This is a genomic window from Stutzerimonas sp. 21-1, from assembly GCF_056336065.1.
This window is the reverse complement of the sequence record NZ_CM150500.1, coordinates 1,814,981-1,841,861: the sequence shown is the minus strand read 5'-3', so window position 1 is coordinate 1,841,861 and position 26,881 is coordinate 1,814,981. Positions and strand designations below refer to the sequence as shown.

The window sequence follows — 26,881 nt, the reverse complement described above, 5'->3', positions numbered from 1 at the left end:
AAACAGCGGCCTGCTGGAGGGCTAACCCAAACGACAAGCTGAATAATATTCATGGAAAAGGCGACATGATCAAAAAGCATGCAGCTTTGCTATGATTGTCCGTCTCTGTCACCCGCTCGTTCAGGTAGTCCCCATGTCCACTCGCAACACCCGCCTCCAGGCACTCCAGCACGCACTCAAGGAGCGCATTCTGATCCTCGACGGCGGCATGGGCACCATGATCCAGAGCTACAAACTGGATGAAGCCGACTACCGCGGCGAACGCTTCGCCGACTGGCCGCAGGACGTCAAGGGCAACAACGATCTGCTGCTGCTCAGCCGGCCGGATGTGATCCAGGCCATCGAAAAGGCCTACCTGGATGCCGGCGCCGACATCTTGGAAACCAACACCTTCAACGCCACCCGGGTGTCCCAGGCCGACTACGGCATGGAAGAACTGGTCTATGACCTGAACGTGGAAGGCGCCCGCCTGGCCCGTGAAGTTGCCGATGCCAAGACCCTGGAAACCCCGGACAAACCGCGCTTCGTCGCCGGCGTACTCGGCCCGACCAGTCGCACCTGCTCCATTTCGCCGAACGTCAATGACCCGGGCTTTCGCAACGTCACCTTCGACCAGCTGGTGGAAAACTACAGCGAAGCCACCCGTGGCCTGATCGAGGGCGGCGCCGACCTGATCCTCATCGAGACCATCTTCGACACGCTGAACGCCAAGGCGGCGATCTTCGCCGTGCAGGGCGTGTTCGAGGAGCTGGGCGTCGAGCTGCCGATCATGATCTCCGGCACCATCACCGACGCATCCGGCCGTACCCTGTCCGGGCAGACCACCGAGGCGTTCTGGAACTCGGTGCGCCATGCCCAGCCGATTTCCGTCGGCCTGAACTGTGCGCTCGGCGCCAAGGACCTGCGTCCCTATCTCGAGGAGCTGGCGACCAAGGCCGACACCTTCGTTTCGGCCCACCCCAACGCCGGCCTGCCCAACGCCTTCGGCGAATATGACGAAACCCCGGCGCAGATGGCTGAAGTGGTCGAAGAATTCGCCGCCTCGGGTTTCCTCAACATCATCGGCGGCTGCTGCGGCACCACCCCGGCGCACATCCAGGCGATCGCCGAGGCGGTGGCCAAGTACCCACCACGCGTCATTCCGGAAATTCCCAAGGCCTGCCGGCTGTCTGGCTTGGAGCCGTTCACCATCGATCGCAGCTCGCTGTTCGTCAACGTCGGCGAGCGCACCAACATCACCGGTTCGGCCAAGTTCGCGCGGCTGATCCGTGAGGAAAACTACACGGAGGCGCTGGAAGTCGCCCTGCAGCAGGTGGAAGCCGGCGCCCAGGTGATCGACATCAACATGGATGAGGGCATGCTCGACTCCAAGGCGGCGATGGTGCGCTTCCTCAACCTGATCGCCGGCGAGCCGGACATCTCGCGCGTGCCGATCATGATCGACTCCTCCAAGTGGGAAGTGATCGAGGCCGGTCTCAAGTGCATTCAGGGCAAGGGCATCGTCAACTCCATTTCCATGAAGGAAGGCGTCGAGCAGTTTAAGCACCACGCCCGGCTGTGCAAGCGCTACGGCGCCGCCGTGGTGGTGATGGCCTTCGACGAAGCTGGCCAGGCCGACACCGCCGCGCGCAAGCGCGAGATCTGCCAGCGCAGCTACGACATTCTGGTCAATGAGGTGGGCTTCCCGCCGGAAGACATCATCTTCGACCCCAACATCTTCGCCATCGCCACCGGCATCGAGGAGCACAACAACTACGCGGTCGACTTCATCGAGGCCTGCGCCTATATCCGCGACCATCTGCCCTACGCGCTGACCTCGGGCGGTGTATCCAACGTGTCGTTCTCTTTCCGCGGCAACAACCCGGTGCGCGAAGCGATCCACTCGGTGTTCCTGTTCCATGCGATCAAGGCGGGCCTGACGATGGGCATCGTCAACGCCGGCCAGCTGGAAATCTACGACGAGATTCCCAAAGAGCTGCGCGACGCGGTGGAGGACGTGGTGCTCAACCGCAGCGCCAACGGCACCGAGGCGCTGCTGGAACTGGCCGAGCAATACAAGGGCGGCGGCGCCGTGAAGGAAGCCGAGACCGAAGAATGGCGCAGCCTGCCGGTGGGCAAGCGGCTGGAGCATGCGCTGGTCAAGGGCATCACCACCTACATCGTCGAAGACACCGAGGAGTGCCGTCAGCAGTGCGCACGGCCGATCGAAGTCATCGAAGGTCCGCTGATGGCCGGCATGAACGTGGTCGGCGACCTGTTCGGCGCCGGCAAGATGTTCCTGCCGCAGGTGGTCAAGTCCGCCCGGGTGATGAAGCAGGCCGTGGCGCACCTGATCCCCTTCATCGAAGCGGAGAAAGGCGACAAGCCTGAAGCCAAGGGCAAGATCCTCATGGCGACCGTCAAAGGCGACGTGCACGACATCGGCAAGAACATCGTCGGCGTGGTGCTGGGCTGCAACGGCTATGACGTGGTCGACATGGGTGTGATGGTGCCGGCGGAAAAGATCCTGCAGACCGCCATTGCCGAGAAGTGCGACATCATCGGCCTCTCCGGCCTCATCACCCCGTCGCTGGACGAGATGGTCCACGTCGCCCGCGAGATGCAGCGCCAGGGTTTCAGCCTGCCCCTGATGATCGGCGGCGCCACCACCTCCAAGGCGCACACCGCGGTGAAGATCGACCCGCACTACAAGAATGACGCCGTGATCTACGTCACCGATGCCTCGCGCGCGGTCGGCGTCGCCACCACGCTGCTGTCCAAGGAACTCAAGCCGACCTTCGCCGAGAAGACCCGCGAAGAGTACGCCATGATCCGCGAGCGCACCGCCAACCGCAGCGCACGCACCGAGCGGCTGAGCTATGCCCAGGCGCTGGCGAACAAGCCGCAGTTCGACTGGGCGGCGTACACCCCGGTCAAGCCGAGCTTCACTGGCCGCCAGCTGCTGGAAGACATCGACCTGCGCACGCTGGTCGACTACATCGACTGGACACCGTTCTTTGTCGCCTGGGACCTGGCCGGCAAGTACCCGCGCATCCTCGAGGACGAAGTGGTCGGCGAAGCCGCTACCGCACTGTTCAATGATGCCCAGGCGATGCTCAACAAGCTGATCGACGAGAAGCTGATTCGTGCCCGCGCCGTGTTCGGTTTCTGGCCGGCCAACCAGGTGCAGGACGACGATCTGGAAGTCTACGGCGACGCTGGCGAGAAGCTCGCCACCCTGCATCACCTGCGCCAGCAGATCGTCAAACCCGATGCCAAACCAAACCTCTCGCTGGCCGACTTCGTCGCACCGAAGGACAGCGGCGTGACCGACTACGTGGGCGGCTTCATCTGCACCGCCGGTATCGGCGCTGAAGAAGTGGCCAAGGCCTATCAGGACAAAGGCGACGACTACAACTCGATCATGGTCAAAGCCCTCGCCGACCGCCTCGCCGAAGCCTGCGCCGAATGGCTGCACGAGCGGGTGCGCAAGGAATACTGGGGCTATGCCAGCGATGAAGAGCTGAGCAACGAGGACCTGATCCGCGAGCAGTACAAGGGCATCCGCCCTGCCCCCGGCTATCCGGCCTGTCCGGATCACACCGAGAAAGGCACGCTGTTCCAGCTGCTCGATGCCGACGGCATCAGCCAGGTCACGCTCACCGAACACTACGCCATGCTGCCCACCGCAGCCGTCAGCGGTTGGTACTTCGCCCATCCGGAAGCGCAGTACTTCGCCGTCGGCAAGGTCGACAAGGATCAGGTGGAAAGCTACTCAGCGCGCAAAGGTCAGAGCCTGGAAACCAGCGAACGCTGGCTGATGCCGAACCTGGGGTACGACGCATGAGTGACACCGATAACCCCTACCTGCTCGATCAGCTCGAAAGCGCCGACATGCTGGAAATCGACGGCCTGCACGCCTTCGATTTCACCCTCGACGAAGCGGTGCTCGACCAGGCGGACGCCGCCGCCGAAGCCGGACTGCCGTTCGCCAGCGACGACATCGTGGTCAGCATCGAGGCGCTCGACGGTCGCGAACGCAAGCGCTGGCGCTTCAGCTACAACAACGTGATGGAAGCCGAATACCAGGCCGAGGACGACAGCTGGCAGCTCGGCCCGCATCGCCTGAAATGCCTGGGCGCCGTCCAGGCCAGCAGCGAAGACGGATAACGTCGCGCGCAATCATTCGCGTCGCAGCAGCAAGGCGATGGCCAGCACCACCAGCAGGCTGCCTGGCAACCAGTGCCAGCCGATGCGCGCGGGCTGGTCGTAGAACAGCAGTAGCATCGACACAAATGGCACCAGATAGCTGTATGCCGTCACCGCGCCGGGCGTGAGCACGCTCGTCGCGCGTTGCTGCAGGAAAAACGTCATGGCGCTGGAGAACACACCCAGATAGATCACCAGCAGCACGTCCAGCGGATTCATGCGCAGCAACGCCGCCGGTTGCTCCCAGATCAGTCCCATCAACGCAATGAGTACGGCGCCGGCAAGCAGGCTCCAGAAGGTCCGCAGGCCTGCCTGTGTCGGCAGCACACCACGGGCCAGGCCCCATTTGCTGAGCACCGGATACAGCGCCGAGGCGATGCAACCGAGGAAGAACGCCAGCTCGCCCAGCCCCAGCTGCAGGCCCGTGAAGTTGCCACCGTTCTCCGCCCAGGCCAGCCCCAGCGCGCCGGTCGCCCCCAGCGCCAGAATGGCGAGCAAGCGACCGGCCGGACGCTCTACGCCGAGCCCACGCCCCAGGCCATACGCCAGCAACGGGACGCTGACGAACAGCGTGGCCATCGACAGCGCGGTAACCCGGTGCGCGACCCAGAACATGGTGCCGAAGAAGCCGGCCAGGCACAGCCCCATCAGCGCATAAAGCAGCCAGGTGCGGAGGCCCGGATGCCCATCGCTCTGGCGCCAGGCCAGCGGCGCCAGCACCAGCGCAGCGATGACGAAACGCATGGCCGTCAGCAGCAACGGCGGCAGCCCTTCGCTGAGCAGCCCCACCGCGGGAAACGACAAACCGACGAACAGCGCCCAGAGCAGCATGCCCAGATGCGCAGCGGTAACCCGACCGACGCCACCCGCGTCGGTCGTACGTTCGGTTCGCGATGAGAGAAAAGACAAGCGGTGTCGCTGGCTCACGGATCACTCCTGGATTCGTTGCCTGCGCGATGGCGGTCGCTTAGCGCGAGGCGGACCGTCGAATGACCTTGATCGAATAGGTAAGGTTCGGTTTGCGCGTCACGCTGATGGGCTTGCGGGTCACCGTATCGATGGTGATGTTCCAGAACCCCGAACTCGGCACCACGATCTTCGCCGGAAAGCGGTCGAAGGCGCCGCCATGATAGGTATGGCGTCCGCCGTTCCTGAAGCTGCGAAAGTTCGCATCGTTCATCAGGCGGATATTGCAGGTCTGCGAGCACTGGATGACGACGATATCGTCCTCCTCGAGTTGCTCGCGCTGGTGTATGAACTTCATCGAGGGACTCCGCAGGTTACAGCCGGCAAAGCGAGACGATAGCATGCCGCCTCGCACCGGACGTTACATGGCGCCCGCTCCGCTCACCGCCTCACCCAAGGACCGTCGCGCATGTCCGCGCTGCCCACCACTGCCGATCTCACCTCGCCGCTCGTGCGGCACGCCACGCGCTGCGGCTTCTTCATGGCAGGTTTCGGCCTGTCCGTCTGGGCGCCGCTGGTGCCTTACGTGCGCGCACGGATTGAGATGAGCGATGCGCTGTTCGGCCTGTTGCTGCTGTGCATCGGTCTCGGCTCGCTGAGCTGGATGCCCGTTTCGGGCGTGCTGGTGGCGCGCTGGGGCATTCGGCCGGTGATTCTCTGCTGCGTCGCGCTGCTGGCCCTGGCACTGGCCGGCATGGCGTTGGTCGATTCGATCTGGCTGCTGGCGCTGGCACTGTTCTGCTTCGGCGGCAGCCTCGGCGTGCTGGATATCGTGCTCAACATCCAGTCGCTGCTGATCGAGGGCGCGCTGGGACGGCGCCTGATGTCCAACTTTCACGGCATGTTCAGCCTTGGCTCGATCAGCGGCGCGCTGGCGTTGACCGCCCTGCTCTCGCTCGGCCTGAGCGCCGAAGCCGGCTGCTTGCTGATGATCGTGCTGATCGTGGCAGCGAACCTCGCGGTACTGCGCGGCTTCGTGCCCGACCGGGCGCCGGCTGGCGGCGGTGCCTTCGTGCGGCCTAGCGGGCAAGTGTTGCTGGTCGGGTTGCTGTGCTTCGTGGTTTATCTGGCCGAAGGCGCCGTGCTCGACTGGAGCGCCCTGTTTCTCACTGCCGACAAGCACCTGGAGACCGCCAAGGGCGGCCTGGGCTACGCCAGTTTCGCGCTGATGGTGACTATCGGCCGCTTCGCCGGCGCACCGATCATCAACAGCCTCGGTACCGCGCGAACCATCGCCTTGGGCGGCGTGCTCGCCGCCATGGGCATCGCCCTGAGCATCTTCGCCGAACACTGGGCGCTGGCGCTGGTGGGCTACGGGCTGTGCGGACTGGGCTGCGCCAACGTCTCACCGGTACTGATTTCCTCGCTCAGCCGCCAGGACGCGATGCCGGTGCATCTGGCGGTCACCGCCGCGACCACGGTGGGCTTCGCCGGGGTGCTGGCCGGTCCGGCGCTGATCGGTCTGATGGCACATTACAGCTCGCTCGCCGTCGCCTTCGGCCTGCTCGCGCTGATGTTGCTGAGCATTGCCTTCGGCAGCCGGCGTTTCGCCGACTAAGCGCCTGCCCTTTCTGCGAGCGGCCCGCTAGAATGCGCGCCCCATGCGTATCCACGATATCCACCAGTCGTTCGCCGCCGTCGGCGCCAAACCCCGCCACATCGGGCGGATGACCCGCGCCTGGCTGCTCGGCCGCGACATTTCCATCGGCCGCCGCCAGCAGCAGGCGGAGGACTTCCTGCCGCTCAGCGTGCGCGAAGCCCTGCCGCAATTGGCCATGGCGCTGGACAAGCTGGCGCGCCTGCGCTCCGAACACCCCGCCGCCGATGGCTCGGCGCGCCTGCTGGTGGAGCTGGCCGACGGACAGATGGTGGAAAGCGTGCTGCTGCCGCGTGATGGCCTGTGTGTATCCAGCCAGATCGGTTGCGCGGTGGGCTGCCTGTTCTGCATGACTGGCAAGAGCGGCCTGCTGCGCCAGCTGGGTAGCGCCGAAATCGTCGCCCAGGTCGCCCTTGCCCGCCGCTTTCGCCCGGTGAAGAAAGTCGTGTTCATGGGCATGGGCGAGCCGGCACACAACCTCGACAACGTACTCGAGGCCATCGACCTGCTCGGCACCGATGGCGGCATCGGGCACAAGAACCTGGTGTTCTCCACCGTTGGCGATCCGCGCGTGTTCGAGCGCCTGCCGCAGCAGCAGGTCAAGCCCGCGCTCGCGCTATCGCTGCACTCCACCAATGCCGAGCTGCGTCAGGCGCTGCTGCCGCGCGCGCCGCGCATCGATCCCGAGGAACTGGTCGAACTCGGCGAAGCCTATGCGCGCCAAACCGGCTTTCCCATCCAGTACCAGTGGACGCTGCTCAAGGGTATCAATGACCATCAGGACGAGATGGACGGCATCCTGCGCCTGCTCAAGGGCAAGTACGCCGTGATGAACCTGATCCCCTACAACAGCCTGGAAGACGATGCCTACCAGCGCCCGGACGGCGAGCGCATCGTACAGATCGTGCGCTACCTGCACAGCCGCGGCGTGCTGACCAAGGTACGCAACTCGGCGGGCCAGGACATCGACGGCGGCTGCGGCCAACTGCGTGCGCGTGCGGAGCAGGCTCTGGCGCGGCGTCCGACGCGGGCGAGCTGAACGCCCGACGGCCCGCATTGTCCCAGCTAGAGCCGCTCGCACCGAGCGAAGCAACGCCAGCCCGCAAGGACGCCACCATGCACACCCTGGAACAACTCGAGCGCGGCGATCTGGCCGGCATCACCCGCCTGGACCTGTCCGCCGACCTGCAGGAGTTCCCGGAGGCCATCTTCGGCCTGGCCGACACGCTGGAAGTCCTCAACCTCTCGGGCAACCAGCTGAGCGTACTGCCGGCCGATCTGTCGCGGCTGCATCGTCTGCGCATCCTGTTCTGCTCCGATAATGCCTTCAGCCAGGTACCGGAATGCCTGGGCGACTGCGCGCAACTGGAGATGGTCGGCTTCAAGGCGAACCGCATCAGCCACCTGCCCGCCAACGCACTAACGGCGCCGTTACGCTGGCTGATCCTGACGGACAATCTGCTATCAGAAATTCCCGCCGAGCTCGCTGGGTGCAGCCGACTCCAGAAGCTGATGCTGGCCGGCAATCGGCTGCGCTCGGTGCCTGAGCAGCTGCAGGCTTGCACCCGTCTGGAACTCTTGCGCATCGCCGCCAACCGCCTGGAAGCGCTGCCTGATTGGCTGCTGCACTTGCCGCGGCTGGCCTGGCTGGCCTTTGCCGGCAACCCGTTCAGCGACGCCGAGGAGATCCGCGCCCTCGCCGCCCATCCCAGCCCCGCAGTCGCACGGGAACAGCTCGCACTGCATGAAGTACTTGGTCAGGGCGCGTCCGGCATCATCCATCGGGCCAGCTGGCACACGCCTCATGGGGTCCGGCCGATGGCGGCCAAGCTGTTCAGGAGCAGCCTGACCAGCGACGGCCTGCCCCACAGCGAGATGGCGGCCTGCCTTGCGGCCGGCGCGCACCCGAATCTGATCCAGGTCGCCGGGCCGCTGGCGGAGCAACCCGGCAGCCCGGTCGGCTTGTTGATGGAGCTGATCGCGCCGGCATTCCAGCCGCTGGCCGGGCCGCCGTCGCTAGCCAGCTGTACACGTGACTGTTACGCCACCGACAGCCGATTCAGCGTCGAGCAGGTACTGCGCATCGGCCACGGCGCGGCATCGGCGGTTGCGCACCTGCACGAGCGCGGCATCCTGCATGGCGACCTCTATGCGCATAACCTGCTGGTCAACCCGCACGGCCAGTGCCTGCTCAGCGATTTCGGCGCGGCATCGTTCTTCGCTGGCGAAAGCCGCACCGGCCAGGCGTTGCAACGTATCGAGGCGCGCGCCTTCGGCTGTCTGCTCGAAGAAATGCTGCAGCGCTGTGCGGACGCCAACGACGAGCGATTGCTTCAGCTCGACCAGCTGCGTCAGCAATGCCTGCTCAACGAAAGCCGCGAGCGCCCAGATTTCGCCTCGCTGACAGCCAGTCTGGCGCAAGTCCAAGCGTCCTGCGAAGCGACCGCCGGTGCCTAACTGTCACGCTTAGCCTTCATCGAACGGGGAAACTATCATGCCGTCCCGCGAAACCTCCTCCGACACCGACCATGCTCGCTATCCCGCGCCCTTTACCGACGCGGCGCTGGCTGACGACCCGTTCGTAAAGGGGCTCAAGCAGCGCCTGCCAGAAACGCTGCGCGAATCGTTCACGGACGCGCAACTAGAAGCGCTACGCCAGGTGTTCGGCGCGCGCTCCTGGGTCAAGCACAAGGTCGATCTGCGCGGTACCTTCCGCCTGCTGGGCGCGCAGTACTACTTTGCCGTGCTCGCCGGGCGCAACAAACGCGGCCACTCACGCGCTGAGCAACACCTTTCACTGGCTGCCAAGGCTGCGCTGGCTACACTTTTCCTGCTGTTCAGTACTCTGCTCGGACTGGCGATTCTCTACCTGGTCAAGTCGGCGCTGGGCATTGACCTGCTGCCCAACTACTCGCTCGGCCTGTGGGACTGGTTCAAGGCGAACATCTGATATGACTTGACAGGGATCAAACGCTGCTCCGGTGAAGAGACCAAACTGATTTGGCCTTACGCAACCACACGCTTAATGGAGGTTACAAATGACAGACACGTCGAACAAACCTGCAGCAAGTGACGCCAAGGAGTCCAGCGCCCAGCCGCCCGTCAGCCAAGAAAGCTGGCGCCCGTTCGAAGGCCTGCGTCGGCAGATCGATCGCCTGTTCGATGATTTCGATCGTTCCTTGCATCGACCCAGCCGCCACAGCCTGGAAACCACGCCATTCTGGCAAGGCGGGCTCAGCCGTATGCCCGCGGTGGACGTGGTCGAGAAGGACCACGCCTTCGAAATCACCGCCGAACTGCCGGGCATGGATCAGGCCGACATCGAGGTAAAACTGGTCGGCGATACGCTGGTCATCAAGGGTGAAAAACGCCAGGAGCGTAAAGAAGAGAAGCAGGGCTACCACCTCTCCGAACGCTCGTTCGGCAGCTTCCAACGCAGCTTCGCCCTGCCGGACGGAGTCGACCGCGAGCAGATCGACGCCCGTTTCAGCAAGGGCGTGCTGTCGCTCACGCTGCCGAAGAAGCCCGGCGCCCAGCCAGGCGAGAAAGCCATCTCGATCAAGACCGACTGACAACGGAGCGACCGCAGGCCTGATGAATGGTCAGACCTGCGGTCTGGGTTTCTCCGTCGACCACCTGAAACATGTGCGCGCTCGACTAGACTCCAGACAACGCCCCCGCACGAGTCTGCAACATGAGCGACGAACCGCAGCACAAACCCATGACCCTGCGCCAGATGCTGCAAAGCGTATTCGCCGCCGCGCTAGGCGTTCAGAGCGGCAAGAACCGCGCCCGCGATTTCACTCAGGGCAAGCCTGGCCATTTCATCCTGCTCGGCGTTGGCTTCACGGTGATCTTCGTGCTGGTGCTCATTGCGCTGGTCCGGCTGGTGATCCACCTCGCCGGTGCGTGAGCCCGGCGCTACTGATAACTGAGCCAGAAGATCGCCGTGCCGACTGTGAGCAGGATCAGGGCGAGAATGGCGGCCGCATCTACCAGACTGTCGCGATGATTCATGGAACATCTCCATTGGCTATGAGCGAAAGCACTGTCACGAGACCAGTAAAGATCATCGCTAGGCACCCTTCCCGGTCAACGGTCCGATAGCGCCAGAATCGCGTGTTTCGTTCTAAACATATTCCCAAACATCACTTTTGCGTATAACCACGAGCTGGTATCTTGCCGCCCTTCCTCGTAGGGTGCGCAGCCGTGCGCGCGACAAGCTGTAGCCAGCCTGAAAACAGGACACTTCATGTACGTTTACGATCAGTACGACCAACACATCATCGAGGACCGGGTCCGTCAGTTCCGCGATCAGACCCGCCGATTCCTCGCGGGTGAGCTTGCCGGTGACGAATTCCTGCCGCTGCGCCTGCAGAACGGCCTGTATATCCAGCGCTTCGCCCCGATGCTGCGCATCGCCGTTCCTTATGGTCTGCTGTCTTCCACTCAGCTGCGCAAGCTGGCGTATATCGCCCGCCGCTATGACAAGGGCTACGCGCATGTAAGCACGCGCACCAACGTGCAATTCAACTGGCCGGAACTCGAAGACGTCCCAGACATTCTCGCCGAGCTGGCGACCGTGCAGATGCATGCGATCCAGACCAGCGGCAACTGCATCCGCAACACCACCACCGACCAGTTCGCAGGCGTTGCCCACGACGAACTGATCGACCCGCGCCCGTGGTGCGAAATCATTCGCCAATGGTCGACGTTCCATCCGGAATTCGCCTACCTGCCGCGCAAGTTCAAGATTGCCGTCAACGGCGCCGTCAGCGACCGCGCCGCCATCGAGGTGCATGACATCGGGCTGGAAGCGGTGCACAACGCCACCGGCGAGCTGGGCTTCCGCGTCTCGGTTGGCGGTGGCCTGGGCCGCACGCCGATTGTTGGCAGCTTCATCCGTGAATTCCTGCCGTGGCAGCATCTGCTCAGCTACCTGGAAGCCATCGTGCGGGTCTACAACCGCTACGGTCGTCGTGACAACAAGTTCAAGGCGCGTATCAAGATTCTGGTCAAGGCGCTGACCCCGGAAGTTTTCGCCGAGCGCGTCGAGGCCGAGTGGGCCCATCTGAAAGATGGCCCGAGCACCCTGACCGATGCCGAAGTCGAGCGCATCGGGCGCTTCTTCGTCGATCCGGCTTACAAAGAGCTGGAAGATCAGAGTGCGGCCCTCGCGCAGCTAGACGCCGAACACCCCGGCTTCGCTCGCTGGCGCCAGCGCAACGTGGTCGCGCACAAGAAGCCCGGTTATGCCGCCGTGACACTGTCGCTGAAGAGCACCGGCAACACGCCTGGTGACGTCACCGACAAACAGCTCGACGCCATTGCCGACCTGGCCGACCGCTACAGTTTCGGCGAGGTGCGCAACTCCCACGAGCAGAACATTATTCTTGCGGACGTCGAGCAAAGCCGTCTGTTCGAGCTGTGGCACGAGCTGCGCGAACTCGGCGTAGCGACACCGAACATCGGGCTACTGACCGACATCATCTGCTGCCCCGGCGGCGATTTCTGCTCGCTGGCGAACGCCAAGTCGATCCCGGTGGCCGAAGCCATTCAACGCCGCTTCGACGATCTGGATTACCTGTTCGACATCGGTGATCTGGACTTGAACATCTCCGGCTGCATGAACGCCTGCGGTCATCACCACATCGGTCATATCGGCATTCTTGGCGTCGACAAGAAAGGCGCCGAGTTCTATCAGGTCTCGCTGGGCGGCAGCTCCGGCCGCGATTCCAGCCTGGGGCAGATTCTCGGCCCGTCCTTCGCACAGGACGTCGTGCCGGATGTGATCGAAAAGATCATCAGCGTCTATGTGGAGCTGCGTACCGAAGATGAACAGTTTATCGACACCTTCCGCCGCGTCGGCATCGATCCCTTCAAGGAGCGAGTGTATGCAGCGAATCATTAAGAACGAGCAGATCATCGACGAAACCTGGCACCTGCTGCCCAAGGAAGAGACGCTGGACGGCCTGTCCAACTGCGATGACGTGATCGTGCCGCTGCACCTGTGGATCGATCACGCACACGCACTCAAGGCGCGTGACGGCGGCCTGGGCATCTGGCTGGATTCCAACGAGGAAGTCGAAGAGATCGCCGACGATCTGGAACACTTCCAGGTAATCGCGCTCAACTTCCCCAAGTTTACCGACGGCCGCCACTACTCCAGCGCCCGCCTGCTGCGCGAACGCTATGGCTACAAGGGCGAGATCCGCGCGATTGGCGACGTGCTGCGCGATCAGCTGTTCTACATGCGCCGCTGTGGCTTCGATGCGTTTGCCATTCGTGCCGATCGCGACCCGGAAGACGCGCTGCAGAGCCTGAAGGACTTCTCCGTGCGCTACCAGGCAGCAGTGGACGAGCGCCTGCCGTTGTTCCGCCGACGTCAGGGCTGAATCGCACACATAAAAAACCCGCCTGATGGCGGGTTTTTTCATTTACGCAACAGGCTGTCAGTCCAGCCGCACCAGCACCCGCCCCACTTGCTGCCCGGCCAGGATACGCTCGATCGCACCAGGCAATTGTTGTAGGTCGATCTCCTCGGCCAGCTCGTCCAGGTGCGGCAGACGCCATTGCAGCGAGAGCTTGTCCCACATCGAGGCCTTCTCGACCAGCGGAATCTCGACCGAGTCGACACCCAGCAGGTTGACCCCGCGCAGGATGAACGGCAGCACGCTGGCTGAAAACTGCGTTCCGGCGGTCAGACCGCAGCAGGCCACACTAGCCCCACGCTGCAACGACTTCACCACGTTGAACAGAATCTCCCCGCCGACGGTATCCACTGCACCGCCCCATTGCTCTTTCAGCAGCGCCTTCTCTGTTCCAGCCTGCAACACGCTGCGCTCGACGATCTGGCTGGCGCCCAGACGACGCAGCAGCTCGCCCTGCTCTGCCTTGCCAGTCATGGCCGCAACGGTATAGCCCAGCCGTGCCAGCAAAGCCACGGCAATACTGCCCACCCCGCCGGTAGCGCCCGTGACCAGCACCGGTGCCGCACCAGGCTCCAATCCCGCGCGCTCGAGCTTCTCGACACACAGTGCAGCGGTCAGGCCGGCGGTTCCGAGGATCATCGAATCCCGCAGCGAGAGCCCTTGCGGACGTTTGATCACCCAGGCCGCCGGAACACGGATGTACTGGCCGAAACCACCTGCGGTGTTCATGCCCAGATCGTAGCCGGTGACAATCACCTCATCGCCAGCCTTCAGCTCGGCGACGCTCGACGCCTCGACCACGCCCGCCGCATCGATACCCGGCGTATGCGGATACTGGCGGGTCACGCCGCGATTGCCGCTGGCCGAGAGCGCGTCCTTGTAGTTCAACGAGGAATAGCGCACCCGGATAAGCACCTCGCCGGCGGGCAACTCATCGATCGCTCGCTCGACGATACGTGACGTGAAATGTCCCTGCCCGTCCTCGCTGACCTGCAATGCCTTGAAGCTACCCATGCGCCTCTCCTCTATCGCCAGAATTTCTGTTCGTTGATTTGTTTCCAGCCCTTGGCCACGCCATGTTCGATCAAAGCGCTGGCCGCCATGCCAAAGCGCTCGGGCAGACTCTTTTTCTGCGCATAGTGCAGATGGAAAAGTTCAGCCTCATGCGCGCGCTCAGCCAGATACTGGTCGCTGGTCTTGATCTCGTCAGCCAGGTGCTTGCCCAGCGCGGCGGTGCCCAGCCAGACTTCGCCGGTGGCTACGTCGTCGATACTGACCTGCTGCCGATAACGCGCCACGAAGTTCTTGAACAGATCGTGCGTGGTCTGCAGGTCTTCCTGGAATTTCTCCCGGCCCTTCTCGGTGTTCTCACCAAAGACGGTCAGCGTGCGCTTGTACTCACCCGCGGTAAGCACTTCGAAGTCAACGTCATGCTTCTTCAGTAATCGATGCAGGTTAGGCAGCTGCGCCACCACACCGATGGAGCCGAGAATGGCGAACGGTGCGGTAAGAATGCGATCACCGATGCAAGCCATCATGTAGCCGCCGCTGGCCGCAACCTTGTCGACACAGACCGTCAGCGGCACGCCGGCATCGCGGATACGCACCAACTGCGAAGCCGCCAGGCCGTAGCTGTGCACCATGCCGCCGCCACTCTCCAGGCGCAGCACCACTTCATCCTGCGGTGTGGCCAGAGTGAGCAGCGCGGTAATTTCGTGACGCAGACTTTCGACGGCGGACGCCTTGAGGTCGCCATCGAAGTCCAGCACGAATACGCGTGACGGCGTTTCGGACTTCTTCGCCTGCTTCGCGGCCTTTGCCTCGCGCTTGCGCTGCGCCTTGAGCTGATCTTTCTCCAGTACCGATTGCTCGAGGCGTTCGCGCATCGCCTTGTAGAAATCGTTGAGCTTGTGCACCTGCAAATTGCCGCCGCTCGACTTGCCGCGACCACGTCGTGACGATGCCACGACGATGAGTACGACCACGATGGCCAGCACCAGTGTCACGGTCTTGGCCAGAAAACTGGCGTAATCGGCAAGAAATTCCACGATCGCTCCTTGGTTTTGGATGACAGCCGCCAGTATTCGCTTGTGCGGCGCCGGATGGGCAAGCATACCGGGGCGCCTGTAGCGGAACCAGCGCGCGCCCAATTCAAACAAACGTATGAATTGTCGTTGACACTCCCCGTCGCTCCTCCTACCCTCGCGAAAAACCAGCGAACGGGCACGACAACACAATGGGCAGCATCTACCTGATCAGACATGCTCAGGCGTCTTTCGGTGCACAGGACTACGACGTGCTCTCGCCTCTGGGCTACCGCCAGGCTGAAGCGCTGGGCGACTATCTGGCGCAGCTCGGCATCCGCTTCGATCGCTGCATCAGCGGTGAACTGCATCGTCAGCAGGACACCGCCCGCACCACACTCGCCCGTCTGGATCGATCGGATAAAGGTCCGCCGTCGCTTGAAATCGACGCAGCGTTCAACGAATTCCAAGCCGATGCGGTGATTCGAGCGCATCTGCCCGAGCTGCTGGAAGTCGAACCGAACGCCCTGCATATCCTGCGCAATGCCGCCAGTCATCGCGCGGAATTTCAGCGTCTGTTCACCTTTGTCGTGCACCGCTGGATTTCCGGTGAACATGAAAAGGAAGAACTGGAAAGCTGGAGCAGCTTTCTCGAACGCGTCACCGGCGGTCTGGAGCGCCTGCTCGAGCAGGCCGAAAAGAGCGACAAGATCGCCGTCTTCACGTCCGGCGGCACCATTACCGCGCTGTTGCAGCGAATCATCGGCGTACCGGCCGTGAAGGCATTCGAATTGAATTGGCAGATCGTCAATACCTCACTCAGCCAGTTGAAATTTCGCGGCCGCGAGGTCGCGCTCGCTTCGTTCAACAGTCATGCGCATCTGCAATTGTTGAAGAACCCGGAGCTTGTCACTCACCGATAAGCCCAGCCCAAGAGCGGCCCCAGGCTGCATGTTTCATCCACATCAAAATAAAGGAACACGTCATGAGCAACGTTGCCGAAACCTTCAAGGGCATGCAGTCCAAATTCAACCCGAGCGCCGCCGCCGGCCTGGATCTGGTCTTCCAGTTCAACATCACCGACGCCGAGAACTACTACCTGACCGTCAAGGACGGCACCTGCGATCTGCAGCAGGGCGACTCCAGCGATGCCAACGTCACCCTGATCATGGATAGCGAAACCATGCAGGGCATCGTCAGCGGCGAAACCGACGGCATGCAGGCGTTCATGGGCGGCAAGCTGCGCGCCGAAGGCGACATGATGCTGGCATTGAAACTCAGCGAACTGTTCCCCGCGTAAGGCGAGCCAGTCGCAACACCGAAACCGAAGCCATCTGGCTTCGGTTTTTTTATGAGCCGGGCCCGCTGCAGGAGCGATCAGCCACCCTGATCGGGCACCAACATCTTCGCCAATAACAGCTGGCCAACCTTGGTTCGCATCACCCGCAGCATTAGATTACTGAATCATCTCGAGCACCAAACATAAGCAGAAGGGATAAAACATGGCGCTTACGGATCAAACCACGGGTATCCGCGAAGGCGAGGAGCTACCGGTCGAGGCTGTGGAACGCTACCTCAAGGCGCACATAGCCGATTTGGAAGGCAGCCCGCGGATTTCGCAGTTTCCCGGCGGCGCATCGAATCTCACCTACCTGCTCGAATACCCGAACCGTGAGCTGGTGCTGCGCCGCCCACCCTTTGGCCGCAAGGCCAAGTCGGCCCACGACATGGGCCGCGAGTTCCGCATCCTCAACCAGCTGAACGCCGGGTTTCCGTATTGCCCCAAGGCCTACGCCTATTGCACCGACGAATCGGTAATCGGCGCCGAGTTCTACGTGATGGAACGCGTCAACGGCATCATTCTGCGTGCCGAGCTGCCACCTGAGCTGAATTTCGACGAAAGCCAGACCCGCGCACTTTGCGAAAGCTTCATCGACAAGCTCGTGGAGCTGCACAACGTCGATTACCAAGCCTGTGGGCTGGCCGATCTGGGCCGACCGGAAGGCTATGTGAAACGCCAGATCGAAGGCTGGAGCGAGCGTTACGAGCGCGCCCTGACGCCCGATGCGCCGCAGTGGACGCCGGTCGTCGCCTGGCTGAAGGCCAAGATGCCGGCCGATCATCCCAAGCCCGGCATCGTTCATAACGACTACCGCTTCGACAACGTTATCCTCGACCCGCAAAACCCGATGCAGATCATCGGTGTGCTGGACTGGGAAATGACCACCATCGGCGATCCGCTCATGGATCTGGGCAATACGCTGGCCTACTGGATCGAAGCGAACGACCAGCCCGCCATGCAGGCCATGCGCCGGCAACCCAGCCACCTGCCCGGCATGCACACGCGCGCGAGCTTCGTCGAGTACTACGCTCGCCGCTCCGGCATCGAAATCCCCTGTATCGACTTCTATTACACCTACGGCCTATTCCGGCTCGCCGGGATCATCCAGCAGATCTATTACCGCTTCTATCACGGGCAAACGCAGGACCAGCGTTTCGCCCGCTTCATCACCATGAACCGGTTGCTCGAACAAAAAGCGCTGCACGTGATCGAGCACTCTCAGCTCTGAACCCACTTCGGCTCCTGCGATGGGGCCGAACCACGAACAACAAGAGGAACCATCGATGTCCAAGACCCAACTGTTCGACCTGGACGGCAAGATCGCCTTCGTCTCTGGCGCCAGCCGTGGCATCGGCGAAGCCATTGCCCGCCTGCTGGCCCAGCAGGGTGCCCACGTGATCGTCTCCAGTCGCAAGCTCGAAGGCTGTCAGGCCGTGGCCGACTCGATCATCGCCGATGGCGGCAAGGCCACCGCCGTGGCCTGCCATATCGGCGAAATGGAGCAGATTCAGGCGGTCTTCGCCAGGATTCGCGAAGAGTTCGGCCGTCTCGACATCCTGGTGAACAACGCGGCCACCAACCCGCAGTTCTGCCACATCCTCGATACCGACGTGGCGGCGTTCCAGAAAACCGTCGACGTCAACGTGCGCGGCTACTTCTATATGTCCGTCGAGGCCGGCAAGCTGATGCGCCAACAGGGTGGCGGCAGCATCATCAACGTCGCCTCGATCAATGGCGTCTCGCCGGGCGATTTCCAAGGTATCTATTCGATCACCAAAGGCGCCGTGATCAACATGACCAAGGCCTTCGCCAAGGAGTGCGCGCAGTTCGGCATCCGCTGCAACGCCCTGCTGCCAGGCTTGACCGACACCAAGTTCGCTTCGGCACTGGTCAAGAATGACAGCATCCGCGAGGCGGCCTTGCAGCACATCCCCCTGCGCCGCGTTGCCAATCCCAGCGAAATGGCCGGCGCCGTGCTGTACCTCGCCAGCGACGCGTCCAGCTACACCACCGGTGTGGCACTCAACGTCGACGGCGGCTACCTGGCCTGATCGGCGATGCAACAACAATAAAAAAGGGAGCGATCAGGCTCCCTTTTTTGTTGCGCGTTGTGCGCTACCAGTCTTTCAGCGCCTGGCGCGCTTCGGCGTTCACTGGCGATGCGAGCAAACCGGTCGCCGTCTGTTCGATCTGGAAAGCCGCGCCATCAACCAGCGGCATGAAACTCACGCGCTGTGTCTGCGGCTCGATGAACGGGACGCTCCAGTCCAGGCTCCTTAACCAATCCCAGACCGGCACGGCTGTGCTGTTTGTCAGCGGCACCCGCGTATGGCGCGCCTGTTCCTGCTGCTCCACCGAGAGATAGCGCCCTGACAACGCCTGCAGCCGATAACCTGGCTCCAGCCCGATCAGCGCAGCCAGTCCGCTCCAGCGCAGCATGTGCACCTCCAGTTGCCACAAGTCCCCCTCTACAACCGCCGAGCGCTGCCGGGTGGCCTGCCGAAGCTCAACCTCGTAGCGCTGCTTGCCCTGTGCATGGAAGACGACCGTCGCCAGCGGAGTGCCGTTCGCTATGGCCTGGTAGTCGCGAACTTCGTACGCGATGAGGCCAATCATCGCGGTAAGTACGACCAGCAGCATGCCGAACGTGCCTCGCAGCCAGCCGAGCAGCCAACTGCCACCAAACAGCACCCGCAACGCCACCAACAGAACCACCAGCGCGAGTAACGCCACCACCAACGCAAGCCCGAGATATTGCATGAATGCTGCCTCTCCCAACGAGTGCGGCATTATCCGCAGCGTTCGGGCAGGCATCCAGCATGGTGGTGGGACATCCATCACGCCTCGGCAACTTCGCCTGCGTGCGATATCAGCCATCGACGGTATGGGTCCCGCTGACTTGTTGCAGGCATCGTCTTATGCTGGAGGCCCTCTTCCCGGCCTCACGAGTACCCGATGCCATTCGCGTTCGAACTCGCACTCGATCCTCTTTCCCTGCTGGCACTGATTGTCGTGGCGTTCATCGCCGGCTTCATCGATGCGATCGCTGGTGGCGGCGGGCTGCTGACCATTCCTGCGCTGCTAACCGCAGGGCTACCACCGCATCTGGTGCTGGGCACCAACAAGCTCTGCGCAACCTTCGGTTCAGCCACGGCAAGCTACACCTTTTATCGGCGACGCCTGTTCGATCCGCAGCTCTGGCGACGGGCGCTGCTCGGCACGGCAATCGGAGCCACGCTTGGCGCTGCCGTTGCCCATCGGTTGCCGGCAAGCTGGTTGAATCAGATGCTGCCGCTGGTGGTCTGTGGCTGCGGCTTGTACCTGCTGTTCAGTCGTACGCCAACCGGTACGGCCGCGACTACCCCGCTACTCATCGCTCCGCGTCGCCAATGGCCGCAAGGCTTGGGGCTGGGTTTCTATGACGGTGTCGCGGGGCCAGGCACCGGGGCATTCTGGACGGTCAGCAGCCTGCTGCTTTATCCGCTGGATCTGCTACGCGCCAGTGGCGTGGCGCGCAGTATGAACTTCGTCAGCAATGCCGCTGCCCTGGGCGTCTTCATCGTTGCCGGACAGGTTGCCTGGGTGCTGGGCATCGGCATGGGGCTCGCCTTGATGAGTGGCGCCTATTTCGGCGCACGCACAGCCATCCATGGCGGCGCAAAGTTCATCCGTCCGGTGTTCATTCTGGTGGTACTGGCGCTGAGCGTGCGCCTAGCCTGGCAACATTGGGTCATCGCGGCCTAGACGACGCGCGAGGTAGAGCTCGATCAGATAACGGGCAATCGATTGGCGCGCAGGTAATTCAGGCAGGCGATGAATGGAAAACCAGCGAGCATCTTCGATTTCTTCGGGCTGAGGAACAATCTCGCCGGTTGCATATTCGGCGTGAAAACCCAGCATCAACGAATGCGGGAACGGCCAGCCCTGGCTGGTGATGTAGCGCGGTGGGTGGATCGACACACCGACCTCTTCGCGTACCTCACGCTCGACGCATTGCTCGACCGATTCACCCGGCTCGACGTAGCCGGCCAGCGTGCTGTACACCCCGGGAGCAAAACGAGGTGAGCGCGCGAGCAACAACTCGTCCCCACGGGTGACCAGCACAATCATGCTGGGCGAAAGACGCGGGTAATGATGGATGCCGCAGTCCGGGCAATGCATGGCGCGCTCGCGCGCATGCTGTTGCATCCGCGCCCCGCAATGACCACAGAAGCGATGCTGCGTCGCCCATGTTCCGATTTGCGCGGCGTAGCCAAGCATGCGAAACAGATCGCGGTCGTCGTTCTGCAGCATGAATTGCCGCAGTCCCTGCCAGCCAGCACCCGGTACGGCGGCCGGGCGGTCCAGCTCGTACAGGAACACCGCATCGCCATCGAAGTAGCCCAGCCCCTGCTCGCTCAGCAGCGGCAGCTCCAGGCGCTTGAGCCAATCACGAGGAAACAGCACGCCGCTGCTGTCGAAAAGAAACTGCTGCTGGCAATGCACCACCGCCCAGCCTCCCGGCGTAGCGGGATCGAGCAGGGCGGCGTGCCAGCGCAAGCTCATCAGGCGGCGACCGGCATTCCAAGCGCCCGAACGCTTTCGCTGGCCAGATCGAGCACGCTGGCGCGCGAATCATCACGGCGCAATATCGCACCGCCGTCCAGATAATATTCCAGGCTGGTCAAAGCGTCGGCGAGGGTCTCAAGCATCTGTTCGGCAGGCATCTGGGTGGATTCGAGCATCTGTTTCTGAATGAAATCCGCACAGGCGCCGATCAGTTCTGCGGCACGCTCCTGCTCAAGAAAGCGCAGGCCTCCGCGGACGGACTGCAGACTGAAGGGCACATTGGCCAGGTGCAGTTTTTCACCGTTGGATTCCAGATAGGCGGTGATCGCACGTTTCGCCAGTGCCAGACCGGCGGACGCCTCATCGATAACCACGATGTACGCCTCGGTCAGCTGATGATTCGCAAACGCCTCGGCTTCAAGACCAGGCGCAGCCGGCGGCAGCCGCCCCTCCCGGCGTTCACCCTTCTCCAGGCTGGCGACCATGCTTTCCACATAGAGCACCGCGTCGGCCAAGCGAAGCAGCTCCTGCGCCTGCGCAGGCTGCTCCTGCGTCCAGCCGGAAACCACGGCAAGCTGCGTATGCAGCGTGTTGGCGGCCGAAGACAAACCGACCATGCCGAGCGTCTTGGCCAGTTTGCCAAGCAGCGTGTGCAGATTGGCGAAGGCCTCGGCGGGTGCCGTCCCGCGCTCAATGAGATCCAGCAAATCCTTCAGGCTGGCCAGCTCTTCGCGGATGGCGGAGGACAGCGAACGCATAACCCCCTGACCGGGGCCCGCCAGACGCTGGGACTCTTCCTCGAGCATGTGATCGGTGAACGGCAACGCCCCGAGCGCAAACACCTCTCGCACCTGCATCGCGAGCGGCCCCGCGCTGTCGGCCAGCGCAACCAGATACAGCAACTCCTTGAGCAGGCTGCGCGAGGTTTCATAGTCAGGATTGCCGAGCAGCTGCTTGAGCTCACGATCCAGACGGGAAAACAGCTGCTTGCGCGATTTGCGCGGCAGTAACTGGCCGTCGAGCTGACTCTCAAGCGCCGCACCACCGATCCAGCACAAACGACCGGCCGGCAGGTGGGCATAGAGCTGCTCAAGGCGCCCTAGCGCCCGGGCCATCAATCTCAGGCTGGCAGCCAGGTTCTCCTCGCGGAGGAAACCTAGCAGACCGATCTGGTACATGTGCCGCATGCGTCGCGTCTCGGCATTCAAGTCCGCGACAGGCCGCGCGTGCGACAGGCTTACCGGACGCGCATGATCCAGGCGCGCACTGAAAAAGAAGCTCTCCGGCAGCAGCGGTTGCGAAGCCGCCAGACGCAAGGCATTGATCGCCGGAAGCAAGAGCTCGGGCATTTCCTGCCGGCTCGCATCGACACTTTCGAGATAGCGCCGCAGCACATACAGGCCGTTGCTCATCGCCGCCATCTGACTGTCACGCTCTTCGCTGGCTCCCACCGGGATATCCATCGCGAGCTGCAGCACTTCCTGCGCCAGCAGCTCCGCTCCGGCCAACTCGATGAGGTTGAGCGTGCCACGAACCTGCTTGAGATTCTCCACCGCCTGCTGCAGCAAGCCGCCATTGTTGCGATCGATGATGAAGTGTTCGAGGCTCTGCTCCGCCTCTTCCATCGTGGCGAACAGTTCGTCGCGAACCAGACCGAGCGATGTAGCTCCAGTAACCATGCCTAGTGCGCCTCCCGCGCAGCGTTGTTGTGACGCATCAGTCGGCAAAGTCCGGCTTCTGTTTGGTCATGTGTGCGGTAACTGCAACCCGAAGATCGGCCGCCTGCAGCATTGCGGCGTTCCAGGTGGCAATGTACTCCAAGCCGTCATCGACCCGATGGTCGCGCATGTAGCGGATCATCTCCTTGGTGCCGCGAATCGCCAGCGGCGACTTTTCCGCAATCTGTCGCGCCAGGGCCTGTACGCCGTCCTGCAATGCCTGCTGATCAGCGTAGGTACGGTTGACCAGGCCAATCGCACGCGCTTCTTCGCCATCGATGGTGCGGCCAGTAAAGGCGAGCTCGCGCATCATGCCGTCGCCGATGATTCGCGGGAGCCGTTGTAGGGTACCGACATCGGCCGCCATGCCCATGTCGATTTCCTTGATCGAAAACTGCGCATCGCTGGTGCTGTAGCGCATGTCGCACGCGGAGATCAGGTCGATCGCACCGCCCAGGCAGTAGCCCTGGATCGCCGCGATGACCGGCTTGCGACAGTTGTCGACCGCGTTGAACGAAGCCTGGAGCGAGAGAATCTTGCGCCGCAGTTTTTCGGCGTTGCGCCCGACATCCTTGCCCAGCTCGCCACCCACCTGCGCCAGCAGCTGCAGATCGATACCCGAGGAAAAATGCGCACCCGCTCCGCTGAGCACCACGACACGAACGTCGTCGGTTTCGTCGATCCAGTTGAAGATATCGATGATCTCGGTCCAGAAGGCCGCGTTCATCGCATTGATCTTCTCCGGCCGATTAATTACGACATTTGCGACTTTATCAGCCAGCTCGACACGAAAGGCTTGGTATTGGTTCACGCTACGATCCTCGGCAGCCGATGCAGCAAGCGCGGCAGGCGGCATGGAAACTCTTTTGTCTGACGGCCTGTTTCTAGCGGCGCAACTATAACAAGCGGCCCGCGGGCCGGTGCATGTCGATGCGGACGATGTGAAACAGACCACGCATGCTCAGCGCACAATGAACGTTCGCCATAACCCACTGAACGGCTTGTAAAAAAGCCGCTCAAGCTTCGCGCACACAATCCACGGTATACAAGGTGCCTGCCGCAGCCTGCTCCTTCTGCAGACCATGCACGTCGGCGTCGAAGCCCGGGAAGCGCTCGGCGAACGCGCGAGCGAAACGAAGATAATCCACAATCGAACGGGTCTGCGGCGTAAAGCGTTCGCCTGGCATGATCAGTGGGATTCCCGGCGGATACGGCACCAGCATGACCGCACAGATTCGCCCTTCCAGTTCGTCGATGGACACCGCTTCCACCTCCCCGCGCACCAGCTTGTCATAGGCATCGGCTGGCTTGAGCGCGAGCTCCGGCAAAACCGTGTACATCCGCCGCATCGCCCGTGCGGTCGCGTTCTCGCGATAACAGCGATGCAGTTCGTCGCACAGGTCGCGCAATCCCATGCCCTCGTAGGCGACGCCCCCGGCACGCGCGATGGACGGCAGCGCCTCGCATAGCGGGCGATTGGCGTCATAGTGGCGCTTGAACTCCAGCAACTCGGTCAGCAGGGTGCTCCACTTTCCCTTGGTGATTCCCATGGAGAACAGCACCAGCATCGAGTACAGGCCGGTCTTCTCCACCACCAGGCCGCGTTCCCAGAGGAACTTGCTGACCACCGCCGCGGGGATGCCGCGGTCGCTCAGCATGCCGGCGGCATTGAGGCCAGGGGTAGCCAGCGTCACTTTGATCGGGTCGAGCAGCACGTAGTCCTCGGCCATCTCGCCGAAACCGTGCCACTCGGCCTCCGGCTCCAGCAGCCAGTCGGCCGCTGACGGCGCTTCGGCACCGTCAACCTTGGGCGGCTGCCAGATGGTGAACCACCAGTCGTCTTCGGCAATGTGCTGGCGCAAGTTGGCCAGTGCGCGGCGAAAACTCAGCGCCTCATCGAAGGTTTCCTGGATCAGCGATCGCCCTGCCGGGCCTTCCATCATGGCCGACGCCACGTCCAGCGAGGCGAGGATGCCGTACTGCGGTGATGTGGAGGTGTGCATCATGAACGCCTCGTTGAAGCGGTCACGGTCCAGCTGCCGTGTCCGGCTGTCGAGCACGTGAATCATCGAGGCCTGGCTGAACGCCGCCAGCAGCTTGTGCGTCGAGTGAGTGGTAAACACCAGCGGGCCTTGCTCGCGCGTGTCCATCCCGTAGCGGCCGTCATAAAACTCGTGAAACGCGGCATAGGCAAACCAGGCTTCGTCGAAATGCAGCACTTCGACGCTGTCGACCAGCGCGCGCTTGATCAAGTTGGCGTTGTAGCACAGGCCGTCGTAGGTCGAGTTGGTGATAACCGCGAGCTTCACCTTCGGCGCCCGGCCGCGGGCCAGCGGGTTGGCATCGATCTTGGCTGCGATCGACTCGCGACTGAACTCCGACAGCGGGATCGGACCAATGATGCCTAGTTCATTGCGCGCCGGCGAGAGATACAGCGGAATCGCGCCGGTCATGATGATCGCGTGCAGGATCGACTTGTGGCAGTTGCGGTCGACCAGCACCAGATCGTCGCGCGCGACCATCGAATGCCAGACGATCTTGTTTGCCGTCGAGGTGCCGTTGATGACGAAGAAGGTATGGTCGGCGCCGAAATTGCGCGCCGCCCGCGCCTCCGCAGCTGCCAGCGGACCGGTGTGATCGAGCAGCGAACCGAGTTCGGGCACCGACACCGAAAGGTCGGAACGCAGCGTGTTCTCGCCGAAGAACTGGTGGAACGCCTGCCCCACGGGGCTCTTGCGATAGGCCACACCGCCGCCGTGTCCGGGCGTATGCCAGGAATAGTTGGAGTCATGAGTGTGCTGCACCAGCGCACGAAAGAACGGTGGCAGCAGATCCTCGAGGTAGCTGCGCGCAGCACGCGCCACCTGGCGGGCGAGAAACGGCACGGTGTCTTCGTACAGGTACAGCAGGCCGCGCAGCTCGTTGAGATCGGCCATCGCCTCGGCCGGAGCGTTCTCGATCGTGATCTGCTCGCCGAGCGCGAAGATCGGCAGCTTCGGCGCACGACGGCGTGCCACCCGAATCAGCTCCACTACGTCGTGCAGCAGCCGCTGGTTTTCGCCAGCGCCTTCGGCCGCCACCAGAATGCAGGCCAGACCGTGGTGAGTTGAAGCAACGATGCGGCCTTCGGCCGAACTGGCAGTTGGCAGGATGGCGAAGCCGTCCTGCTCGAGTTCTGCGGCGATGCCGCGAATGCGTTCGCCGGCAACGGTGTCGGCCTTGATGTCGCGATGAACGATGAGAACCGGAAACTTCAGGTCTTTGTACATGAGCGTTTCCCTAGGAGTATCAACCTCAGGGTAGAAGCGCCGCCGCAAAAACGATAGGGGAAACCGTCAGCCGTCCAGTTGCGCCCACAACGGCGCCGCGCCGCTGGCCTTCTCAATCACCGCAAGACGCGCGGCATGCGCGGCCATCTCCTCTTCGCTGGCGCGCAGCACGATGGTGCGCTGCCGATCAGCCGGCAGCCGGCGAATCGGGCTCGGCTGCGGTCGCCCACCGTTGCCGGTGTCGGCGCCGTCGCCAGCCAGCGAAAGGTTGGTCTGCCCGCCGGTCATGGTCAGCCAGACATCGGCGAGAATCTCGGCGTCGAGCAGTGCGCCGTGCAAGTCGCGGCCCGAGTTGTCCACGCCATAGCGCTTGCACAACGCGTCCAGGCTGTTGCGCTGGCCCGGGTGGCGCTCTCGGGCCATCAGCAGGGTATCGAGCACCGAGCAATGATCGGTGATCTCGGCGCGCTCCTGCTGACCGAGCAGGGCAAATTCGTTGTTGATGAACCCGATATCGAACGCCGCGTTATGGATAACCAGCTGCGCGTCCCGGATGAACTCAAAGAACTCATCGGCGACATCACGGAAACGCGGCTTGTCGGCGAGAAACTCGTTGGTGATGCCGTGAACGGTGATCGCGCCCTCGTCTACCTCACGGTCCGGCTGCAGGTAGACATGGTAGTGCCGTCCGGTCAGGCGCCGGCCGATCACTTCGACGCAGCCGATTTCGATGATCCGGTGACCATCGGTCACCGGCATGCCCGTGGTTTCGGTATCCAGCACTACGCTACGCATGTC

At 62.8% G+C, this 26,881-nt stretch carries 25 protein-coding genes; 15 read left to right on the top strand and 10 right to left on the bottom strand.

Translation table 11 applies throughout. The features are described 5' to 3' along the window. Nucleotides 1-133: 133 nt before the first annotated feature. Both metH and AC0ZJQ_RS08985 read left to right on the top strand, forming a co-directional pair. Nucleotides 134-3,826 (top strand): methionine synthase, encoded by a 3,693-nt coding sequence (gene metH, locus AC0ZJQ_RS08990; protein WP_476477695.1) that lies wholly within the window; start codon nucleotides 134-136, stop codon nucleotides 3,824-3,826. Then, a complete protein-coding gene (locus AC0ZJQ_RS08985; RefSeq protein ID WP_008567849.1) occupies nucleotides 3,823-4,149 on the top strand; it encodes a DUF5629 family protein in 327 nt (108 codons plus the stop codon). The genes metH and AC0ZJQ_RS08985 overlap by 4 nt, the downstream gene beginning before the upstream one ends. 12 nt (nucleotides 4,150-4,161) lie before the next feature. Here the strand turns inward: AC0ZJQ_RS08985 and AC0ZJQ_RS08980 are convergent, their stop codons facing one another. Both AC0ZJQ_RS08980 and AC0ZJQ_RS08975 read right to left on the bottom strand, forming a co-directional pair. Next, on the bottom strand, nucleotides 4,162-5,019 hold the full coding sequence (locus AC0ZJQ_RS08980; protein WP_008567851.1) for a DMT family transporter: 858 nt from the start codon (nucleotides 5,017-5,019) through the stop codon (nucleotides 4,162-4,164). A gap of 136 nt (nucleotides 5,020-5,155) precedes the next feature. Then, complete coding sequence (locus AC0ZJQ_RS08975) at nucleotides 5,156-5,452, bottom strand: DUF1883 domain-containing protein (RefSeq protein WP_003287880.1); 297 nt, start codon at nucleotides 5,450-5,452, stop codon at nucleotides 5,156-5,158. Between the two features lie 111 nt (nucleotides 5,453-5,563). Here AC0ZJQ_RS08975 and AC0ZJQ_RS08970 point away from each other — a divergent pair, with 111 nt between their 5' ends. From AC0ZJQ_RS08970 to AC0ZJQ_RS08935, 8 genes are all read left to right on the top strand, one after another. Next, entirely contained in the window at nucleotides 5,564-6,712 is a 1,149-nt protein-coding gene (locus AC0ZJQ_RS08970) for an MFS transporter (RefSeq protein ID WP_476477694.1), read from the top strand. A gap of 43 nt (nucleotides 6,713-6,755) precedes the next feature. Continuing rightward, complete coding sequence (locus AC0ZJQ_RS08965; protein WP_476477693.1) at nucleotides 6,756-7,790, top strand: RNA methyltransferase; 1,035 nt, start codon at nucleotides 6,756-6,758, stop codon at nucleotides 7,788-7,790. Nucleotides 7,791-7,867: 77 nt separating this feature from the next. Beyond that, on the top strand, nucleotides 7,868-9,208 hold the full coding sequence (locus AC0ZJQ_RS08960; protein WP_476477692.1) for a leucine-rich repeat-containing protein kinase family protein: 1,341 nt from the start codon (nucleotides 7,868-7,870) through the stop codon (nucleotides 9,206-9,208). A gap of 37 nt (nucleotides 9,209-9,245) precedes the next feature. Beyond that, nucleotides 9,246-9,701 (top strand): 3-phosphoshikimate 1-carboxyvinyltransferase, encoded by a 456-nt coding sequence (locus AC0ZJQ_RS08955; RefSeq protein ID WP_476477691.1) that lies wholly within the window; start codon nucleotides 9,246-9,248, stop codon nucleotides 9,699-9,701. A gap of 88 nt (nucleotides 9,702-9,789) precedes the next feature. Beyond that, nucleotides 9,790-10,323 carry an Hsp20/alpha crystallin family protein gene (locus AC0ZJQ_RS08950; RefSeq protein ID WP_476477690.1) on the top strand — a complete coding sequence of 178 codons (534 nt, stop codon included), beginning with the start codon at nucleotides 9,790-9,792 and terminating at the stop codon, nucleotides 10,321-10,323. 122 nt (nucleotides 10,324-10,445) lie between these two features. Continuing rightward, nucleotides 10,446-10,664, top strand: a complete 219-nt coding sequence (locus AC0ZJQ_RS08945; protein ID WP_237264760.1) for a DUF2970 domain-containing protein — start codon at nucleotides 10,446-10,448, stop codon at nucleotides 10,662-10,664. A 339-nt stretch (nucleotides 10,665-11,003) separates the two neighbouring features. Next, the gene (locus AC0ZJQ_RS08940) at nucleotides 11,004-12,662 is read left to right on the top strand and encodes a nitrite/sulfite reductase (RefSeq protein WP_237264761.1); all 1,659 of its coding nucleotides are present in this window, start codon (nucleotides 11,004-11,006) and stop codon (nucleotides 12,660-12,662) included. Then, the gene (locus tag AC0ZJQ_RS08935) at nucleotides 12,646-13,146 is read left to right on the top strand and encodes a DUF934 domain-containing protein (RefSeq protein ID WP_003287890.1); all 501 of its coding nucleotides are present in this window, start codon (nucleotides 12,646-12,648) and stop codon (nucleotides 13,144-13,146) included. The genes AC0ZJQ_RS08940 and AC0ZJQ_RS08935 overlap by 17 nt, the downstream gene beginning before the upstream one ends. A gap of 57 nt (nucleotides 13,147-13,203) precedes the next feature. On the opposite strand, the gene AC0ZJQ_RS08930 is transcribed toward AC0ZJQ_RS08935, so the two are convergent. Both AC0ZJQ_RS08930 and sohB read right to left on the bottom strand, forming a co-directional pair. Then, entirely contained in the window at nucleotides 13,204-14,196 is a 993-nt protein-coding gene (locus tag AC0ZJQ_RS08930) for a YhdH/YhfP family quinone oxidoreductase (RefSeq protein ID WP_476477689.1), read from the bottom strand. A gap of 11 nt (nucleotides 14,197-14,207) precedes the next feature. Next, on the bottom strand, nucleotides 14,208-15,230 hold the full coding sequence (gene sohB / locus AC0ZJQ_RS08925; RefSeq protein WP_008567865.1) for a protease SohB: 1,023 nt from the start codon (nucleotides 15,228-15,230) through the stop codon (nucleotides 14,208-14,210). 188 nt (nucleotides 15,231-15,418) lie between these two features. Here sohB and AC0ZJQ_RS08920 point away from each other — a divergent pair, with 188 nt between their 5' ends. From AC0ZJQ_RS08920 to AC0ZJQ_RS08905, 4 genes are all read left to right on the top strand, one after another. Further along, a complete protein-coding gene (locus tag AC0ZJQ_RS08920) occupies nucleotides 15,419-16,129 on the top strand; it encodes a histidine phosphatase family protein (RefSeq protein WP_476477688.1) in 711 nt (236 codons plus the stop codon). A 62-nt stretch (nucleotides 16,130-16,191) separates the two neighbouring features. Beyond that, nucleotides 16,192-16,506 (top strand): SCP2 sterol-binding domain-containing protein, encoded by a 315-nt coding sequence (locus tag AC0ZJQ_RS08915; RefSeq protein WP_008567867.1) that lies wholly within the window; start codon nucleotides 16,192-16,194, stop codon nucleotides 16,504-16,506. A gap of 202 nt (nucleotides 16,507-16,708) precedes the next feature. Then, nucleotides 16,709-17,776: a phosphotransferase family protein gene (locus tag AC0ZJQ_RS08910; protein WP_476477687.1), complete on the top strand. Its 1,068-nt coding sequence runs from the start codon at nucleotides 16,709-16,711 to the stop codon at nucleotides 17,774-17,776. Between the two features lie 55 nt (nucleotides 17,777-17,831). Continuing rightward, complete coding sequence (locus AC0ZJQ_RS08905) at nucleotides 17,832-18,599, top strand: SDR family oxidoreductase (protein WP_102828356.1); 768 nt, start codon at nucleotides 17,832-17,834, stop codon at nucleotides 18,597-18,599. Between the two features lie 64 nt (nucleotides 18,600-18,663). Here the strand turns inward: AC0ZJQ_RS08905 and AC0ZJQ_RS08900 are convergent, their stop codons facing one another. Further along, a complete protein-coding gene (locus AC0ZJQ_RS08900) occupies nucleotides 18,664-19,308 on the bottom strand; it encodes a hypothetical protein (RefSeq protein ID WP_476477686.1) in 645 nt (214 codons plus the stop codon). A 195-nt stretch (nucleotides 19,309-19,503) separates the two neighbouring features. Here AC0ZJQ_RS08900 and AC0ZJQ_RS08895 point away from each other — a divergent pair, with 195 nt between their 5' ends. Then, entirely contained in the window at nucleotides 19,504-20,292 is a 789-nt protein-coding gene (locus AC0ZJQ_RS08895; RefSeq protein ID WP_138299963.1) for a TSUP family transporter, read from the top strand. Here the strand turns inward: AC0ZJQ_RS08895 and nudC are convergent. From nudC to dnaQ, 5 genes are all read right to left on the bottom strand, one after another. After that, on the bottom strand, nucleotides 20,260-21,093 hold the full coding sequence (gene nudC / locus AC0ZJQ_RS08890) for an NAD(+) diphosphatase (RefSeq protein ID WP_155552656.1): 834 nt from the start codon (nucleotides 21,091-21,093) through the stop codon (nucleotides 20,260-20,262). The genes AC0ZJQ_RS08895 and nudC overlap by 33 nt on opposite strands. Next, a complete protein-coding gene (locus AC0ZJQ_RS08885; protein ID WP_476477767.1) occupies nucleotides 21,093-22,775 on the bottom strand; it encodes a FimL-related protein in 1,683 nt (560 codons plus the stop codon). Before AC0ZJQ_RS08885 ends, nudC begins: the two co-directional genes overlap by 1 nt. A gap of 37 nt (nucleotides 22,776-22,812) precedes the next feature. Then, entirely contained in the window at nucleotides 22,813-23,625 is an 813-nt protein-coding gene (locus tag AC0ZJQ_RS08880; RefSeq protein ID WP_178091763.1) for a crotonase/enoyl-CoA hydratase family protein, read from the bottom strand. A 205-nt stretch (nucleotides 23,626-23,830) separates the two neighbouring features. Further along, nucleotides 23,831-26,083 carry an Orn/Lys/Arg family decarboxylase gene (locus AC0ZJQ_RS08875; RefSeq protein WP_301617932.1) on the bottom strand — a complete coding sequence of 751 codons (2,253 nt, stop codon included), beginning with the start codon at nucleotides 26,081-26,083 and terminating at the stop codon, nucleotides 23,831-23,833. A gap of 66 nt (nucleotides 26,084-26,149) precedes the next feature. After that, a complete protein-coding gene (gene dnaQ, locus AC0ZJQ_RS08870) occupies nucleotides 26,150-26,878 on the bottom strand; it encodes a DNA polymerase III subunit epsilon (protein WP_476477685.1) in 729 nt (242 codons plus the stop codon). Between the last annotated feature and the right edge of the window lie 3 nt (nucleotides 26,879-26,881).